Consider the following 16,288-nt stretch of genomic DNA (forward strand, 5'->3'; position numbering starts at 1 on the left):
CGCGCACGCGAACGCGATCGCCCTATTCGTTCTCGTCGAAGTAATGGCCGAAGCGCGCCTGCTTCGTCTTGATGTAACGCTCGTTTTCTTCGCGCATCGGAATGGCCAGCGCCACGCGCTCGCTCACCGGAATGTCGTGGCGCAGAAGCGTGTCGAACTTCGACGGGTTATTGCTCATCAGCCGCACCGACTTCACGTTCATCGCGCGCAGGATGGCGGCGGCCGAGTCGTACTCGCGGGCGTCGTCGGGAAGGCCGAGGTGCAGGTTGGCATCGACCGTATCCAGCCCCTGCTCCTGCAACGCATACGCGCGAATCTTGTTCGCGAGGCCGATGCCGCGCCCTTCGTGGCCGCGCAAATACAGCAGAATGCCGCGGTTTTCCGCGGCGATATAGCGCAGCGCGAGGTCGAGCTGTTCGCCGCAGTCGCAGCGATACGAGCCGAACACGTCGCCGGTCACGCATTCGGAATGCAGGCGCGTGAGCACGGATTCGCCGTTGCTCACGTCGCCCATGACGAACGCGATGTGCTCGACATCCGTCTCCTTCACGCGATAAACGTACGAACCGAAGGTGCCGTAGCGCGTCGGAATGGTGGCGGTCGCGGCCAGTTCGACGTCCGCGCATTCGGCGCATTCGCCGAAGCGGTGATGAGAGTTCTGTACGTCCAGCGAGGGAGAAGCGGTTTTCATAGTCAATCAGCGAGTCCATGATGCCGGGAAAGGCGGCGGTATGCGCCGCGCCGGCCCGGCATGTCATGGTAAGGCCCATCGGGAAAGTTTGCAGATTGTCGCACGGCGCGCGCCGGCTTTACTCCTTTCCCCTATCCCGGGCTCACGCCGGATTCTCGAACGTGCCGGGACTGCGGTCGGTCGCGCGCCATTCGGGCTTGCGCACCGGATCGGCCTTCTTCAGCGCCTCGCGCACGCCCTCTGCGTCGAAGTCCGCCGTGTAGACCGGCGTCGCGGGCTGCTGACGCCACGAGTCGTCGATTTCGCCGTTGTCGACTGCATCGAAGCCCATTTCGTCGATCAGCTTCATCACGATGGTTTTCGCGCGATGGTCGTCTCCCGACACCGGCAGCGCAATACGCCCCGGCGTGCCCGCCGGCTTGCCGCCCTTGCGCAGATGCGCCGCGTAGATGTTGTTGAACGCCTTCACAACCGGCCGGCCGATCTGCTGCTCGACCCAGCGGCTTTCCGGCATGCCCTTTTCGATCTCTTCGATGCGCCCGTCGCGCTGCTGCGGATAGTAGTTGCCGGTGTCGACCACGACGACGTTCGCCGGCACGCCGGCGAACAGATCCTTCGGCAGATCCGGCACCTTCGCCTGCGGAATCGTCACGACGATGAGTTCCGCGCCCTTCACCGCGTCGCGCGCCTCGACGGCGGTCGCGCCGGTCGTGCGCTCGACGTCGCGCAGCGAATCCGGCCCGCGCGAGTTGGCGATGTTCACGTCATGGCCGCACTTCGTGAAATGCTCGGCCAGAACCTGTCCGATGTTTCCCGCTCCAATGATTCCGATCTTCATGAACACCTCTTGATGGACGATTGAGACAGACGTCTTCGCAAGCCAGATGCCGCCGGATGCCGCAGGGTGGCAACGGGTGGATCGACACAATAGCCCAGATCAATTAGAATGATAAAATCAATCCACTTCCAAGGATTGATAGTTTTAGTTCATAATCCATTCACTCCTTCAACAACACAGCTAGAGGAATCTGCTAAATGCCGATCATCAACAGCCAAGTCAAGCCGTTCAAGGCCACCGCTTATCACAACGGCGATTTCGTGACCATCACCGATGAAAACCTGAAGGGCAAGTGGTCCGTGTTCGTGTTCTATCCGGCCGACTTCACGTTCGTCTGCCCGACGGAACTCGGCGATCTGGCTGATCGTTACGAAGAATTCAAGAAGCTGGGCGTCGAGATCTACGGCGTTTCGACCGATACGCACTTCACGCACAAGGCATGGCACGACACGTCGGAAACGATCGCGAAGATCCAGTATCCGATGATCGGCGACCCGACGCTCGCGATCTCGCGCAACTTCGACGTGCTGATCGAAGAAGAAGGCATGGCGCTGCGTGGCACGTTCGTGATCAACCCGGAAGGCGAGATCAAGCTGTGCGAAATCCACGACAACGGCATCGGCCGCGACGCAGGCGAACTGCTGCGCAAGGTGCAGGCTGCGCAATACGTCGCATCGCACCCGGGCGAAGTCTGCCCCGCCAAGTGGACGCCGGGCGCTGAAACGCTGACGCCGTCGCTGGACCTCATCGGCAAGATCTAAGCCTCGTCATTCGACGAGCGCATCACGGACCTTGCCGCTGAATCGGCGGCAAGGTCAAAGCTCCAAACACGCTTTCGATGCGGCGCTTCGCGCGCCGTGCCGGAGCGTGTCCGCAACATCCCAAGAACAACGCCACGGAACGGACAACGCCATGCTGGACGCCAACCTCAAGAATCAGTTGAAAGCCTATCTGGAAAAGGTCACCCGGCCGATCGAGCTCGTCGCCTTCCTCGACGACAGCGACAAGTCGCGTGAGCTGAAGGGCCTGCTCGACGAAATCGCTTCGCTGTCGACGCAGATCAGCGTCGTCGAGAAAGAGGACGCCTCCGCGCGTCGTCCGTCGTTCACCATCGGCGAGCCGGGCAAGGGCGCGGGCATCCAGTTCGCGGGCATTCCGATGGGCCACGAATTCACGTCGCTCGTGCTGGCGCTGTTGCAAACCGGCGGCCATCCGATCAAGCTGGACGACGCGACCATCGAACAGATTCGCAATCTCGACGGCGACTACCGCTTCGAGACGTATTTCTCGCTGTCGTGCCAGAACTGCCCAGAAGTCGTGCAGGCGCTGAACGTGATGGCGATCATCAATCCGCGCATCAAGCACGTCGCGATCGACGGCGCGCTCTTCCAGAGCGAAGTCGAAGAGCGCCAGGTCATGGCCGTGCCGACGATGTTCCTGAACGGCGAAAGCTTCGGCCAGGGCCGCAGCGGCGTGAAGGAAATTCTCGCGAAGCTGGATAGCGGCTCGGCCGCCCGCGCCGCGAAGGAACTGGAGAAGAAGCCGGTGTTCGACGTGCTGATCGTCGGCGGCGGGCCGGCTGGCGCGGCAGCGGCGATCTACGCGGCGCGCAAGGGCATTGCGACGGGCGTCGTCGCCGAGCGCTTCGGCGGTCAGGTGCTCGACACCATGGCGATCGAAAACTTCGTCTCCGTGCAGGAAACAGAAGGACCGAAGTTCGCCACGGCACTCGAACAGCACGTGAAGAGCTACGAAGTCGACGTGATGGACGTGCAGCGCGCCGAGAAGCTGGTGCCGGGCCGCATTCACGAAGTGCAGCTGGCAAGCGGCGCGGTGCTGAAGGCAAAGACGATCGTGCTGGCGACCGGCGCGCGGTGGCGCGAAATCAACGTGCCGGGCGAGCGCGAGTATCGCGGTCGCGGCGTGGCGTACTGCCCGCACTGCGACGGCCCGCTCTTCAAGGGCAAGCGCGTTGCGGTGATCGGCGGCGGCAATTCGGGCGTCGAGGCGGCGATCGACCTGGCGGGCGTGGTTGCGGCGGTGACGTTGATCGAATTCGGCGCGGAACTGCGCGCTGACGCAGTGCTGCAAAAGAAGCTGCGCAGCCTGCCGAACGTGACCATCGTCACGAGCGCGCAGACCACGGAAATCACCGGCGACGGCAAGAAGGTCAACGGCCTGAACTACACGGACCGCGCGACGGGCGTGAGCCATCGCGTGGAGCTGGAAGGCGTGTTCGTGCAGATCGGTCTCGTGCCGAACACCGAGTGGCTCAAGGGCACGGTGGAACTGTCGAAGCACGGCGAGATCGTCGTCGACGCGAAGGGCGCGACCTCGGTTCCGGGCGTGTTCGCCGCCGGCGACGTGACGACGGTGCCGTTCAAGCAGATCGTGATCGCAGTGGGCGAAGGCGCGAAGGCATCGCTCGGGGCGTTCGATCACCTGATCCGCGCATCGGTGGAAGACGAAGCGCCGGCCGAGGAAGCAGTCGCGGCGTAAGACAGCAACTAGGCCGCACGAAAGGCGAACGGAGCGATCCGTTTGCCTTTTTTCATTGGTGCGCGCGAGTCACTCCGCGTCTGCCGACTTCGGCTTCAGAACGAGCGGAAACGTGACTTCGAACACGCTTCCGTGCCCTTTCGACGAATGAAAGCGCAATTCGCCCTCCAGCGTGCGCGTGAGTTCCTTGACGATGGCAAGCCCAAGCCCCGTGCCGGGGATATCGTCCCCAGCGGCGCGCTGGAATTCCTCGAACACCCGCTCCTGATCCGCTTCGCTGATGCCGACGCCGGTATCGGCCACGCGCAGCCGCCAGCGGTGCTCGGGTGCGGCGGTGATCGACAACACGATCTCGCCCGACGACGTGTACTTGACCGCATTGGACAGCAGATTCAGCGCGACCTGTTTGACCTTCAGCCGGTTCGACACTACGGTACTCAGCGTGGGATCGACATGCCCGGTGAGCTTAAGCCCCTTCGCCTCGGTGGCGACGCGGCTCGACTGCATCAGTTCGTCGAACAGGCTGACAATATCGAAGCTGTCGACCGTCAGCATGGAATCGTCGCTCAACAGCTTCGAGTATTCGACCATTTCGTCGACGAGCGTCGCCATGTCCACCACCTGCCTGTTGGCAAGCCCGAGCGCCGTGTCGCGCTTGGCGGGCGAGCGCCCGGCCAGTTGCAGCGCGGTGGAGAACACGTTCAGGAAGTTGCGCAGGTCATGCGCGACGCGCCGCGTGACCTGCATGCGCGACTCGTACAGATCGCCGATGAGTTGTTGGCGCAGCGTCAGTTCCTGGTTCGCGCGCTCCAGCATGCCGGTGTATTCGTCGATCTTGCGGTCGCGCTCGGTCACCGCTTCGCGAACGGATGCCAGCGTGACGAGACTCACCACTTCGTCGGTCATGAGGCGCGCGTATTCTTCGTCCGCGCGGCTGAAGTCTTCATGCGACGCCGCGTATTCGCCGATCGCGGACAACAGAACCTGTCTGAAGAGATCGAGCTCGCGCACCAGTTCGTCGATGCGATAGCCCTGCTGCCAGCGCCATTGGCCGTGCTGGCGGGCGTCGTGCTCGAGCGCCCCTTCCTGCCCGCTCAGGCTGCGCGTTTCGAGCACATTGCAGATTTCTTCGAGGATGCTCGGCAGATGATCGGCAAGCTGGCGATACGTGAGCTGGTCCGAATGCTCGACTTCCTGATCGCCGAAGACGAGCTTCATCCATCTCTCCGTCAGCGCGGTCTGCTGAGTGCGCAGCGCGGCCACGAGTCCGTTCATGCCGTCGGCGCGAATGTCGCGCATGTGCAATTCTCCGATTTTGGTGCGCCGGAGACGGCGTTAAAGGAACGCTCGTTGGACCGGAAGTGCGACAGTGCGGCAGTGAGACAAGGCGGCACATACTTCGGCAGTATAGGCCGACAGATCCGTGTCCAGTGCAAATCCGACCGGTCTGTTCAACCACTTGCGCCAAGCTTTACCTGCTGCGCTCCCCTTCATGCTCGCGCGCGGCTTTCGAATCGTGCAAGATTGCGCCGATACCCGTGACATGGCAATTGCAGGAGAGAAAATGACCTCATCGGGCGGCTGGGAAGCCAAGCAGTACAGTGTGTTTGAAGCGGAGCGCACGCGGCCGGTCCGCGATCTCCTTCATGCGGCGCAGGGCGCGACGGTTCGCGTTGCGGTGGACCTCGGCTGCGGGCCGGGCAACTCGACCGAGAAGCTGCTCGACTATGCGCCGCAGGCAAGCATCGTGGGCATCGACAGTTCCGCCGACATGATCGAGGCCGCGCGCAAGCGTCTGCCGCAGGTGCGCTTCGAGCTGGCGGATATCTCGGCCTGGAACGAAGCCGGCCCGTACGACCTGATTCTCGCGAACGCGTCCCTGCAGTGGGTGCCCGATCACGATACGCTGCTGCCGCGACTCGTCGGCCTGCTCGCGCCCGGCGGACGGCTCGCGGTGCAGATGCCGGACAATCTCGACGAGCCATCTCACAGGCTCATGCGCGAGGTGGCGGCGAACGGGCCGTGGCGCGAGCGGCTCGCAGGCACCGAGCGCACGCTCCGCCACGATGCGCAGTGGTACTACGCGCGACTCAAGCCGCAGTGCGAGCGCGTCGATGTGTGGCGCACCATCTACCATCATCCGCTCGCAGGCGGCATCGACGCCGTGATCGAATGGTTCAAGGGCAGCGCGCTGCGGCCCATGCTCGCGAAGCTCGAAGCCGACGAACAGACCGCCTTCCTGGACCAGTATCGCGAAGCGCTGAAATCGGCGTATGCGGTGCTCGCCGACGGCACCGTGCTGCTGCCGTTCCCGCGCCTCTTTTTCGTCGGGACGCGCTGACGCAGCGTTATTGCGCCCGCCCGTTGTCCCGCAGCATCTGCACGAACTGGCGCGCCGCCGGCGAAAGCGCGCCGCCCTTTCGCGTCACGACGCCATACGTCTGCGACTTGAGCTTCATGCGTATCGGCAGCACGCGCAGCATGCCGTGGCGCTCGAACACGCGGGCGACGCTCGCCGGCAGAATCGACACCAGTTCCGGGCTTTCCTGCAGCAGCGTCACCGTGACGAACGGCGACGCCGTCGAAATGGGATTGGCGGGCATCGGCAAACCCGCGAGATCGAGTTCGCGCTCGAGCAGCGCGCTCATCGGCAGATAGCTCGGATACGTGACCCAGCGGCGGTTCGCCAGATCCGCCAGCGCGACTTCGCGCGTCTGCCCGTCGCCGCGCGCCCGTCCCGCCACGATGCACAGCGGCTCGTCCGTCAGCGGCTGATAGTGGTACTTCGACGGCTGCTCCGACACGCTCGCGCGACCGATCACGAGATCGACGCGGCCGTCGTCCAGCATCGCGAGCATGTTGGCGCTCGTGTCCTCGACGATCTCGACCGCGAGATCCGGATGCTTCGCGTGCATCTGGTTGACCATCGGCGCGACGACGCCCGGCACCGCGCCCATGATCGTGCCGACGGTCAGCCGCCCGCCCGTGCCCGCGCGAATCTGCGCAACTTCCTGACAAAGCGCAGACAAATCGGCGGCCAGCACGCGCGCATAGCGCACCACGCAGCGGCCGAACGGATTCGGAATGAGCCCGCTTTTCGCGCGCTCGAAAAGCGGCGCTTCGAGCATCGACTCCAGTTCGGCCAGCGCCTTGCTCGCGGCGGATTGCGTCATCGCCATTGCGCTCGATGCCTTGTGCAGCGACTTGTGATCGTCGAGCGCGATCAAGAGTTGCAGCTGCTTCATGCGCAGCCGCGACATCAGGACATCGAGAGTGGTCTTCATCGTAAGAAAAGAAACGCGGGTGATTCCGCGGGTGATTCCAAAAAGCGATCAAGCGATGGAAAGCTTTCACTATACAGGCGCGTTCGCCGGGTCGTATAGTCGGCGCAGCACGACGCTCGCCAAGGAAGCGTCGCGACCCTCTATCACGGAAGGACGAGACACCATGGAACTCACAGGCAACCTGCTCATCGGCCAGCAATCGGTGCGCGGCACGAACGGCACCATCAAGGCCGTCAACGCATCGACGGGCGCAGCCATCGAACCGGGATTCGGCGGCGCAACGCTCGACGATCTCGACCGCGCGTGCGCGCTCGCGTGGGCCGCGTTCGACGTCTATCGCGAAACCGCGCCTGAAGCCCGCGCGAAGTTTCTCGAAGCGATCGCGCAAAACATCCTCGATATCGGCGACGACCTGATCGAGCGCTGCATGATCGAAAGCGGCCTGCCCCGCGGGCGTCTGGAAGGCGAGCGCGGCCGCACGGTCGGCCAGCTGCGCATGTTCGCGGATGTCGTGCGCAACGGCGATTACCTCGGCGTGCGCATCGACCCGCCGCAACCCGACCGTAAGCCGATGCCGCGCGTGGATCTGCGCCTGCGTCATATCGGCGTCGGTCCCGTCGCCGTGTTCGGCGCAAGCAACTTCCCGCTGGCGTTCTCCGTCGCGGGCGGCGATACGGCGTCCGCGCTGGCCGCGGGCTGCCCGGTGATCGCGAAGGCGCACTCGGCGCATCCGGGCACGGCGGAACTCGTCGGCCGCGCGGTGCAAAAGGCCGTGAAGGACTGCGGCATGCCGGAAGGCACCTTCTCGCTGCTTTTCGACAGCGGCCGTGACATCGGTCAGGGTCTGGTGAAGGACAATCGCGTGAAGGCGGCCGGTTTCACGGGTTCGCGTGGCGGCGGCACGGCGCTGATGAAGCTCGCGGCCGAACGCGCCGAGCCGATCCCTATCTACGCGGAAATGAGCAGCATCAACCCGGTTCTGCTGTTCCCGGCAGCGCTCGCCAACCGCACCGAAGCCATCGCCCGCGGTTTCGTGCAGTCGCTCGTGCTGGGCGCGGGCCAGTTCTGCACGAACCCCGGCCTGGTGCTCGCAGTCGACGGCCCGGACCTCGATAAGTTCATCGAAGCGGCATCGGCGGCGCTCAAGGAAACCGCCGCGCAGACGATGCTCACGCCGGGCATCCACAAGGCGTACGAAGGCGCGGTCGAGAAGATCGCTTCGCACGACGGCGTGAAGACCGCCGCTCGCGGCTTGCCGGCAGAGGGCGGCAATCAGGGTCAGTCGGCGCTCTTCGTCACGACCGCCGACGCGTTCCGTGAGAACCACGCGCTGCAGGACGAGATTTTCGGCGCGTCGTCGCTCGTCGTGCGCTGCCCGGACCTCGCCACGATGCGCGAGCTGATCGAATCGCTCGAAGGTCAACTCACCGCCGCGCTGCAGATCGACGAAGCCGATTACGCCGATGCCCGCAGCTTCGTGGCTCCGCTCGAACGCCGCACGGGCCGTATTCTGGTGAACGGCTTCGGCACCGGCGTCGAAGTGGGCCACGCGATGGTCCACGGCGGCCCGTATCCGTCGACCGCCGATGGCCGCTCGACCTCGGTCGGCAGCCTCGCGATCAACCGCTTCCTGCGGCCCGTCAGCTATCAGGACCTGCCGGAAGCGCTGCTCCCGGATCCGGTCAAGACGGACAATCCGCTCGGCCTGAACCGCCGTATCGACGGCAAGCTGCAACTGGCAAGCTGATCGTTGCCATGGAGCGCCCTTCGGGGCGCTCCGTTTCTCGCCTCACGATAGTTCGGAATCCTTCGCATCGTCCGGGTCTAGCATAGGCCGCGCCCGAGGCGGGGGAAAAACAACACGGCGCGCGCACTGCAAGACCCTTTCGCATCAGCGGCTTAGCGAGCGGCCGCCGGCCATTGTCGGTTATTGGCTAAAGAATGGCGTCTCACTACCGCTGCGCCGCGCCCAGAATATCCTGATGAGAGTAGCGAAGCGTGGCGCTGCGCGCGCACCGGAACGGTGTCGCGGCTGCATCCATTGCGCATTCGCATCCGACGAGGGCCATGCGCGCCGTTTCACCGGCAGGCGCGAGACGACACGCAGCACGGAGCCACCGCGCAGCCGCCGCCGTCGGGCGGCCCGAAGTAGGTGCGAAACGCAATTGACGTGCGTCGAGGGTTGACGCCATATTCGAATTTCGTCTTCCGCCGGCGAGCCCGACCGGAAGAGGAAACAATACGAAGGATTGCTGCCGCCCGGACGCCCCGGCGTTCATACGAGCCGGGCGCACGGCGGCCACGTTATCGCACATGTCCTTCGAGGGCTTCAGCATGACCACGCGTTTGACGTTTCCCGCATCCATGTTCTCCGTCGTCTGCCAACGCTGCGGCAGCACCGTGCGCAAAAATGCCGACAGCTGCCCGAACTGCGGCGCCGATCGCAGCGCGGCTTTCGGCCGCAAACGCGGCGGCGCGGCACGCCCGCGCGCCAACATGTTCGAGCAACAGATCTCGAATCCGCCGTTCATATCGGCGTCCGCTTCCGCGCCCGTCGACGATGGCGAACCCGGCATGCATTCCGCCTGGCCCGGCGGCTGGGACCCGAAGCGCGCGAGCGAACGCATCGCGCAAAAGGCCGCCGAGCACCGGGCAAAGCGCGTCGAGCAATCGGCGCGCAACGCTTACGCCGATCCGAGCAACGATCCGGACGCCCTGCCCGGCACCGGCCGATGGAACGGCAGCAAGACGCTCATCGCCGGCGCGTGCGCGCTGGCGCTCGTGGCGGCCGGCGTCGCCTATATGCGATACGGCGCGGACGACCGCGCCGCGTCAGGCGAACTGAGCGCGTCGGGTGCGATCGACGCGAAACTCGGTCCGTTCGGGCGCGGCGCAACCGATGCATCCAATTCGACCGACGCCAGCCCTTCTGCCGACGCGCCCGCGCAGCAGGCTCCCGGCGCCGCGAGAACAGGCGCGCTGACGCTCGCTCCCGGCGATCCGCTGCAAGGCACGCGCGCGGCGCTGGACCAGCACGATCTGACGCTGGCGCGCGCCCGGATGAAGGCGCTGGCGGCTCGCGAGCAGGCGCGGCCCGAATTCGACGCGCTGAAAGACGAACTCGTCAAACGCGAGCAGCAACGCGACGCGGCGCTGCAACTGGCGCGCGCCTGCGAACGCACGTCCGCGTGGGCGTGCGTGCAGCAGAATGCCGCCGAGGCGCTGGCGCTCGATGGCGGGAACGCCGAGTCGCAAGCCATGCTGGAGCGCGTGATCACGCATGCCGGCTGGCTCGTCGCGACGCCGCAGGGCGCAAAGAAAGGCAGTACGGCCGGCAGTGCGATCGGCGACCCGAATAGCGGCACCGCCGTTGCGGGCAGTGTCACGCCGGCGCCCGCCGCAGCCGCGACGCCGCCTGCTGCCGTTGCTGCACAGGCAAACGTTGCATCGGCTCCGCAAGCGGACAAGACCGACGTGCTGGCCGCGAAGCCCGCGCCCGAGAAGCGCAACGGACAACGCAGCGTGAACGCGAACGCGGCGGCGGCCGCCGCTGCTGCCGCTGCCCGCCAGGCCGCGCTCGACGACGCCCGCGCCGCCGAATACACATCGCGCGCCGAAAAGATCGCCCGTGCCCAAGCCGCGACGAACGCGATGGTCGCGGCCACGATTCTCCCGCCGTCGCCCAGTGTCACGGCGCAAGCCAAGCCTGCGACGCCCGCAGCGACCGAGCCTGTCGCTACCGCGCCTGCTGCTCCGGCTCCGGCTGCGGCCAAGCCGTCGACCGCCGCGCCGACGCAGGCTCAGGATTCCGGTAACGGCATGTACGTCGCGACGAGCCCGCCGAACAGCAACGGCATGTATGTCGCGCCGAGCAGCGTGCAGGGCGACATGTATGTCGCCCCCGCCGCGCCGAACGGCATGTATGTCGCGCCGGCAACGCGGCCCGCGCCGTCGCCATCGCCCGCGCCGGCTGCCGCGCCCACCCAGCGCGCGACGCCTTCGGGCGGGCAATCGTCAGTGCCGCCGCTTCTGCCGCAGGCAGCCGCGATCCAGCCGCAAGCCGCGCACGTATTGCCGTCCGGCTCGCAGGCCGTCCGGCCCGCCAGCATCGAGCGTCCGGCTGTCGCCACCGCGACCGTCGCGACCGCCACCGCGAGCACGCTGCCGACGACAACCGTCAGCGGCACCTCGCGCGCGGCAACATCCTTCGGAGCGTCGAGCGTGACGGCGCGCATGGACGCCGACAAGACCGACGACGTCGAGCGCGCCATCAAACAGTACGGCTGGAGCAGCGGCAACGGGCGGCCCGCGCCCGCGCGCTGACCGGTTTCCCGCATCACCTCCGCGCTATTGCATCACCGGCATTACCGGCATTACCGTATCACCTGTATCACGCGACGCCCGCGCGTCGCGTGACTTTCGAAGAACCCGTCCAACTCGACTCAAGGGTCAATCATGGTCTCCAGCCAATTCATGCGGAATGCCGCGCGGAGGGCGTTCGCCCTCTGCGCTTTCTTCGGACTCGCCTGCGCCGCGCAAGCCGGCTACGCGGCCGATCCCGTGCCGTACAAAATCACGACCGGGCAGGAGCGCGGCACGTATATTCAGATCGGGCAGGATTTGTCGAAGTACGTGGCCGAGCCCGCCGGCATGGACCTCGAAGTGCTGCCGTCGAAAGGATCGGCGGAAAACGTCCAGCGCATGCGCTACGAGCCCGGCGTGAAGTTCGCGCTGGTGCAGTCGGACGTGTATCAGGCTTACCTCGACATGGCGAGCTCCGGCAACGCCGAGGCCGGCCGCATCATCCAGCCGCTGCGGCTCATCATGCCGCTGTACGACGAGGAGATTTATTTCGTCGTGCGTTCGGATTCGCCGCTAAAGAACATCAACGAGATCAAGGGTAAGAACATCAGCGTCGGGCCGATCGGCAGCGGCACGGCGCAGTCCGCGGAAACGCTGTACCGGCTGATGTTCGGCGAGCCGATCCCCGATGCCAACGAGCAGCACTACAACAACGAAGACGCGCTCGCCAAGCTCATCGTGCGCAAGATCGACGTCGCGGTGATCGTCGCCGGCCAGCCAGCCAAGCTCTTTCAGGACATGAACCCCGAGTTGCTCCAGCAGATCAAGCTGCTGCGCCTCGACCCGTCCGCGCCTGAAACGGCTCGCGCGAAGCAGACGTATTTCCCCGCGACCATCCGCACGACGAGCTACCCGAACTGGATTCAGGAAGACACGCCGACGCTGACCGTCAAGGCGTTCCTCGTGACGTACGACTACGGTCTGCGCGGCACGGTCGGCGCGCTGTCGAAGTTCGCGGATTCGCTCTGCGCCAATTTCGATACGCTGCAGGCGAGCGGGCATCCGAAGTGGAAGCAGGTCCACCTCGAATTGCCTCCGCTCACGCGCGGCTGGAAATACTATCCGCCGATGGAAAAGCACTTGCGCGCGTGCATTGCCAAGCGCGCGGCGCTCGCGCAGTCGCAGGGCTCGGCGCAGACCGTGTCGGCGCGCGGCACGGACGCCGCCGCGCAAAAGAAGAAGTCCTCCTGCACCGCGCAGGAAAAGCTGCTGCTGCTCTGCGACCAGTAACGCGCGGCGCTAGCCTCGAAGCGACGGCATGAAAGCGGACTGAAGCGGCGGATACCTGCGATAAGCCGAGAGCGAAGCCCAATCCCGTGTGGTCGCGTCGGAGCCGTAGCGGCGTTGCGCCGCGAGGCCGCCCTTGCAGGCCGATTTGTGGAGCGCGCGATGACGCGCCCGCGAACGCGCTTCCAGGCGGCGTTCCAGCGCCGCAGCGCCCGCGAACCAGTGGTCGACGGCGCCGCCGAGCGCCGCAAGGATGCCGACGCCCGCTATCCAGCCGGCCGCCATGCTGTCGAACGCGCAGGTGACACATGCGCCGCCGCACATCGCCGCGAAGAACACCAGCATGACCCACGCGAACGGCGGACTCTCCTCGTGCTCCGTGCGGCAAACGAGCCGCGGGCCGCGTCCGGCCGTGGCCTGTCTCGTGTCGTAAACATTCGCTGATCGGTTCATCTTCGTTCTCCATGCACCGCGGATTCGCGTCCGTAAAAGTTACGCAGATGCAGAGAACAGCGATATAAGACTTCTCCGAACAGCGCCGCCAAGGCATTGCGCACGGAAAAGCGTCTGCTAACTGGCTACTTTGCGCCGGCGAATTCCTGCACGTCGGCATCGGCTTCGCCCGCGAGCGGAACGACGCCCGATGGACCCAACGCGCGCGGCTGCAACAGCAGCGCGACGAGCCCCGTCCAGCCCGTCTGATGCGACGCGCCGACGCCGCGCCCGTTGTCGCCGTGAAAGTACTCGTGAAAGAGCACGAGATCGCGCGAGCGCGGATCGGCTTGCAACAGCGGATACGCAGCCATCACGGGTCGCTCGCCGTTCTTGTCGAGCAGGAACAGCTTGGTCACGCGGCGCGCGAGTTCGTCGGCGATCTCGGCGAGCGAGAACGTCTGCCCCGAGCCCGTCGGATACTCCACGCGAAAATCGTCGCCGTAATAGCGGTGGAATTCGAGAATGGATTCGATCAGCAGATAGTTCACCGGCATCCACACCGGCCCGCGCCAGTTCGAGTTGCCGCCGAACACGCGCGAGGTCGATTCCCCCGGCTGATACTGCACGCAGAAGCTCTCGCCGTTGTGATAGAAGACGAACGGACTGTCGCGATGCACGCGCGACAGCGCCCGCACGCCGTGGTCCGACAGAAACTCGGACTCGTCCAGCATGCGCTTCAAAAGCGCCTTCATGCGATGCCCGCGCAAGAGCGACAGCAGCACGCTATTGCCCTGACCCGCGATATTCCAGCGCGAGACGAGCCGCGACAAATCCAGCCGATGTTCGAGGAACCAATGCAGGCGCTCGCGCAACTCCGGCAACGCTCGATACACGCTCGGCTCCAGCACATGCACCGCGAAAAGCGGAATCAGCCCGACGATCGACCGCACGCGCATCGGCACGCTGGAGCCGTCCGGCAGGCGCAGCTTGTCGTAGAAGAACTCGTCCTCGCTGTCCCACAGGCCCGTGTCGCAGCCGTCCTCGCAACTGACCGCTTCCGCGATATACAGGAAGTGCTCGAAGAACTTCACCGCGATATCCACGAACACCGGGTTCGCATACGCGAGTTCCAGCGCGATGCGCATGAGGTCGAGCGCATACGCGGCCATCCAAGCGGTGCCGTCGGCCTGATCGATATGACCGCCCGTCGGCAGCGGCGCGGAACGATCGAAGATGCCGACGTTATCCAGCCCGAGAAATCCGCCCTGAAAGATGTTGCGGCCGTCGGCGTCCTTGCGGTTGACCCACCACGAGAAGTTGAGCAGCAGCTTGTGGAAGACGAGTTCCAGAAAGTCTCGATCGCCCTTGCCGGTGATCGCGCGGTCGATCTCGTACACGCGCCACGTCGCCCACGCATGCACGGGCGGATTCGCGTCGCTGAACGCCCATTCGTAGGCCGGCAACTGGCCGTTCGGATGCTGATAGCGGTCCTTCACGAGCAACAGCAACTGCCGCTTCGCGAACGCGGGGTCGATGAGCGCGAACGCCGCCGCATGAAACGCGAGGTCCCACGACGCGTACCACGGGTATTCCCACTTGTCCGGCATGGACACGATGTCCGCGTTGCACAGGTGCCGCCAGTCCGCATTGCGCCCGGTGCGGCGCTGCTTCGGCGGCTTCGGCTGAAGCGGATCGCCGTCGAGCCAGCGCGTCACGTCGAACTGGTAGTACTGCTTCGACCACAGCATGCCCGCGAGCGCCTGCCGCTGCACGAGCCGCTGATCCGCGCCCGCGATGTCGTGCTGCAACGCGCCGTAGAACTCGTCGGCCTCGGCGATGCGGCGCGCGAAAAGCGCATCGGCATCGAGCGGGACCGTGTCGGGCGCGGATTCGGGACGCCAGCGCAGAAACACCGTGGCCGTCGCGTGCGCGTCGAGCGTGAGTTGCGCCCGGGCTGCGGCGCGCGTGCCGGCATCGCGGCGAATGGCGTCTTCATCGCCCGCGACGACATAGTCGTTGAAGCCGTCCTTGAACGGGCCCGCGCCTTCCATGCCGAACAGACGCCGCACGTTGGTCTCGTTCTCGCAGAATAGCCATTCGATGCCGTCCGTATCCGGCGACCACGCGGTGACGATCATCGGCTCGTGACCGTGATGGTCCGCTGCGACCTGCGCGACGCCGCGCTCCGTTCGCAGCTTCACCGACGGTTTGGCCGGCGTCGGCTTCCACGACCACGTGTTGCGCGCCCAGATTTGCGGCAGCACGTCGAGCGTGGCGGGATAGGCCGCGCGGTTTTCGACGGTCACGCGCATCACGATATCGTCGGGCGTGTGCTTCGCGTATTCCACCTGCACGTCGAAGTAACGCTCGTCGTCGAACACGCCGGTATCGAGCACTTCGTACTCGGGCACGTCCGCGCCGCGCCGCGCGTTTTCATCGACGAGATCGGCATACGGAAACGCCGCATGCGGATACTTGTACAGCATGCGCATATAGGAATGCGTCGGCGTGCCGTCGAGATAGAAGTACAGCTCCTTCACGTCCTCGCCGTGATTGCCTTGCTGATTCGTGAGGCCGAAGAGGCGCTCCTTCAGAATCGGATCGCGCCCGTTCCAGAGCGCGAGCGAGACGCACCAGTTGAGCTTGTCGTCGCCGAAGCCCGCGATGCCGTCCTCGCCCCAGCGATACGCGCGGCTGCGCGCGTGATCGTGCGGAAAGTACTCCCACGCGGTCCCGAACTCGCTGTAGTCTTCGCGCACGGTGCCCCACTGGCGCTCGCTCAGATAAGGCCCCCAACGCTGCCAGCGCGGGCAGTCGCTCGAATGCAGCCGCGAGCCTTCCACGGTGTCGATCTGATTGACGGTGCGCGTCTTCGCCATGGGCGTCTCCTGTTGCGGCCTTCGGTGCAGCTTGCGGGAAACGGCTAATTTAGCGCGTTTTTACGACAGGACG

Annotated in this window: 13 protein-coding genes; 6 read left to right on the forward strand and 7 right to left on the reverse strand. The window is 65.4% G+C overall.

Annotated elements, in window-relative coordinates; all coding sequences use genetic code 11:
* Positions 1-22: 22 nt before the first annotated feature.
* Both ribA and LDZ26_RS17295 read right to left on the reverse strand, forming a co-directional pair.
* Positions 23-691: a GTP cyclohydrolase II gene (gene ribA, locus LDZ26_RS17290; RefSeq protein ID WP_244850281.1), complete on the reverse strand. Its 669-nt coding sequence runs from the start codon at positions 689-691 to the stop codon at positions 23-25.
* A 142-nt stretch (positions 692-833) separates the two neighbouring features.
* Complete coding sequence (locus tag LDZ26_RS17295) at positions 834-1,529, reverse strand: NADPH-dependent F420 reductase (RefSeq protein WP_244849385.1); 696 nt, start codon at positions 1,527-1,529, stop codon at positions 834-836.
* A 197-nt stretch (positions 1,530-1,726) separates the two neighbouring features.
* Here LDZ26_RS17295 and ahpC point away from each other — a divergent pair, with 197 nt between their 5' ends.
* Both ahpC and ahpF read left to right on the forward strand, forming a co-directional pair.
* Positions 1,727-2,290, forward strand: a complete 564-nt coding sequence (gene ahpC / locus LDZ26_RS17300) for an alkyl hydroperoxide reductase subunit C (protein WP_244849386.1) — start codon at positions 1,727-1,729, stop codon at positions 2,288-2,290.
* 151 nt (positions 2,291-2,441) lie between these two features.
* Positions 2,442-4,028, forward strand: coding sequence for an alkyl hydroperoxide reductase subunit F (gene ahpF, locus LDZ26_RS17305; RefSeq protein WP_244849387.1), 1,587 nt, complete (start codon positions 2,442-2,444; stop codon positions 4,026-4,028).
* Between the two features lie 69 nt (positions 4,029-4,097).
* On the opposite strand, the gene LDZ26_RS17310 is transcribed toward ahpF, so the two are convergent.
* Positions 4,098-5,327 (reverse strand): sensor histidine kinase, encoded by a 1,230-nt coding sequence (locus LDZ26_RS17310; RefSeq protein WP_244849388.1) that lies wholly within the window; start codon positions 5,325-5,327, stop codon positions 4,098-4,100.
* Positions 5,328-5,592: 265 nt separating this feature from the next.
* Between LDZ26_RS17310 and tam the strand changes: the two genes are divergently transcribed.
* A complete protein-coding gene (tam, locus tag LDZ26_RS17315; protein WP_244849389.1) occupies positions 5,593-6,369 on the forward strand; it encodes a trans-aconitate 2-methyltransferase in 777 nt (258 codons plus the stop codon).
* Positions 6,370-6,376: 7 nt separating this feature from the next.
* Here the strand turns inward: tam and LDZ26_RS17320 are convergent, their stop codons facing one another.
* Complete coding sequence (locus LDZ26_RS17320; protein WP_244849390.1) at positions 6,377-7,312, reverse strand: LysR family transcriptional regulator; 936 nt, start codon at positions 7,310-7,312, stop codon at positions 6,377-6,379.
* A 163-nt stretch (positions 7,313-7,475) separates the two neighbouring features.
* Here LDZ26_RS17320 and LDZ26_RS17325 point away from each other — a divergent pair, with 163 nt between their 5' ends.
* Positions 7,476-9,059 carry an aldehyde dehydrogenase (NADP(+)) gene (locus LDZ26_RS17325; RefSeq protein WP_244849391.1) on the forward strand — a complete coding sequence of 528 codons (1,584 nt, stop codon included), beginning with the start codon at positions 7,476-7,478 and terminating at the stop codon, positions 9,057-9,059.
* Positions 9,060-9,264: 205 nt separating this feature from the next.
* Here LDZ26_RS17325 and LDZ26_RS17330 read toward each other — a convergent pair whose 3' ends face one another.
* A complete protein-coding gene (locus LDZ26_RS17330) occupies positions 9,265-9,843 on the reverse strand; it encodes a hypothetical protein (protein ID WP_244849392.1) in 579 nt (192 codons plus the stop codon).
* Here LDZ26_RS17330 and LDZ26_RS17335 point away from each other — a divergent pair.
* Together LDZ26_RS17335 and LDZ26_RS17340 are read left to right on the forward strand one after the other, a co-directional pair.
* Entirely contained in the window at positions 9,809-11,635 is a 1,827-nt protein-coding gene (locus LDZ26_RS17335; protein ID WP_244849393.1) for a zinc ribbon domain-containing protein, read from the forward strand. The two genes, LDZ26_RS17330 and LDZ26_RS17335, sit on opposite strands and share 35 nt — an antisense overlap.
* A 132-nt stretch (positions 11,636-11,767) precedes the next feature.
* Positions 11,768-12,904 carry a TAXI family TRAP transporter solute-binding subunit gene (locus LDZ26_RS17340; RefSeq protein WP_244849394.1) on the forward strand — a complete coding sequence of 379 codons (1,137 nt, stop codon included), beginning with the start codon at positions 11,768-11,770 and terminating at the stop codon, positions 12,902-12,904.
* 9 nt (positions 12,905-12,913) lie between these two features.
* On the opposite strand, the gene LDZ26_RS17345 is transcribed toward LDZ26_RS17340, so the two are convergent.
* Positions 12,914-13,354: a hypothetical protein gene (locus LDZ26_RS17345; protein ID WP_244849395.1), complete on the reverse strand. Its 441-nt coding sequence runs from the start codon at positions 13,352-13,354 to the stop codon at positions 12,914-12,916.
* A 125-nt stretch (positions 13,355-13,479) separates the two neighbouring features.
* Entirely contained in the window at positions 13,480-16,215 is a 2,736-nt protein-coding gene (locus tag LDZ26_RS17350; RefSeq protein ID WP_244849396.1) for a glucosidase, read from the reverse strand.
* Positions 16,216-16,288 lie beyond the last annotated feature (73 nt).

This window comes from Caballeronia sp. SL2Y3, from assembly GCF_022879575.1.
Classification (GTDB): Bacteria; Pseudomonadota; Gammaproteobacteria; order Burkholderiales; family Burkholderiaceae; genus Caballeronia.

Coding starts and splice junctions, on each gene's coding strand:
- ribA (WP_244850281.1), bottom strand. CDS start 691: ATGAAAACCGCTTCTCCCTCGCTGGACGTACAGAACTCTCATCACCGC.
- LDZ26_RS17295 (WP_244849385.1), bottom strand. CDS start 1,529: ATGAAGATCGGAATCATTGGAGCGGGAAACATCGGACAGGTTCTGGCC.
- ahpC (WP_244849386.1), top strand. CDS start 1,727: ATGCCGATCATCAACAGCCAAGTCAAGCCGTTCAAGGCCACCGCTTAT.
- ahpF (WP_244849387.1), top strand. CDS start 2,442: ATGCTGGACGCCAACCTCAAGAATCAGTTGAAAGCCTATCTGGAAAAG.
- LDZ26_RS17310 (WP_244849388.1), bottom strand. CDS start 5,327: ATGCGCGACATTCGCGCCGACGGCATGAACGGACTCGTGGCCGCGCTG.
- tam (WP_244849389.1), top strand. CDS start 5,593: ATGACCTCATCGGGCGGCTGGGAAGCCAAGCAGTACAGTGTGTTTGAA.
- LDZ26_RS17320 (WP_244849390.1), bottom strand. CDS start 7,312: ATGAAGACCACTCTCGATGTCCTGATGTCGCGGCTGCGCATGAAGCAG.
- LDZ26_RS17325 (WP_244849391.1), top strand. CDS start 7,476: ATGGAACTCACAGGCAACCTGCTCATCGGCCAGCAATCGGTGCGCGGC.
- LDZ26_RS17335 (WP_244849393.1), top strand. CDS start 9,809: ATGTTCGAGCAACAGATCTCGAATCCGCCGTTCATATCGGCGTCCGCT.
- LDZ26_RS17330 (WP_244849392.1), bottom strand. CDS start 9,843: ATGAACGGCGGATTCGAGATCTGTTGCTCGAACATGTTGGCGCGCGGG.
- LDZ26_RS17340 (WP_244849394.1), top strand. CDS start 11,768: ATGGTCTCCAGCCAATTCATGCGGAATGCCGCGCGGAGGGCGTTCGCC.
- LDZ26_RS17345 (WP_244849395.1), bottom strand. CDS start 13,354: ATGAACCGATCAGCGAATGTTTACGACACGAGACAGGCCACGGCCGGA.
- LDZ26_RS17350 (WP_244849396.1), bottom strand. CDS start 16,215: ATGGCGAAGACGCGCACCGTCAATCAGATCGACACCGTGGAAGGCTCG.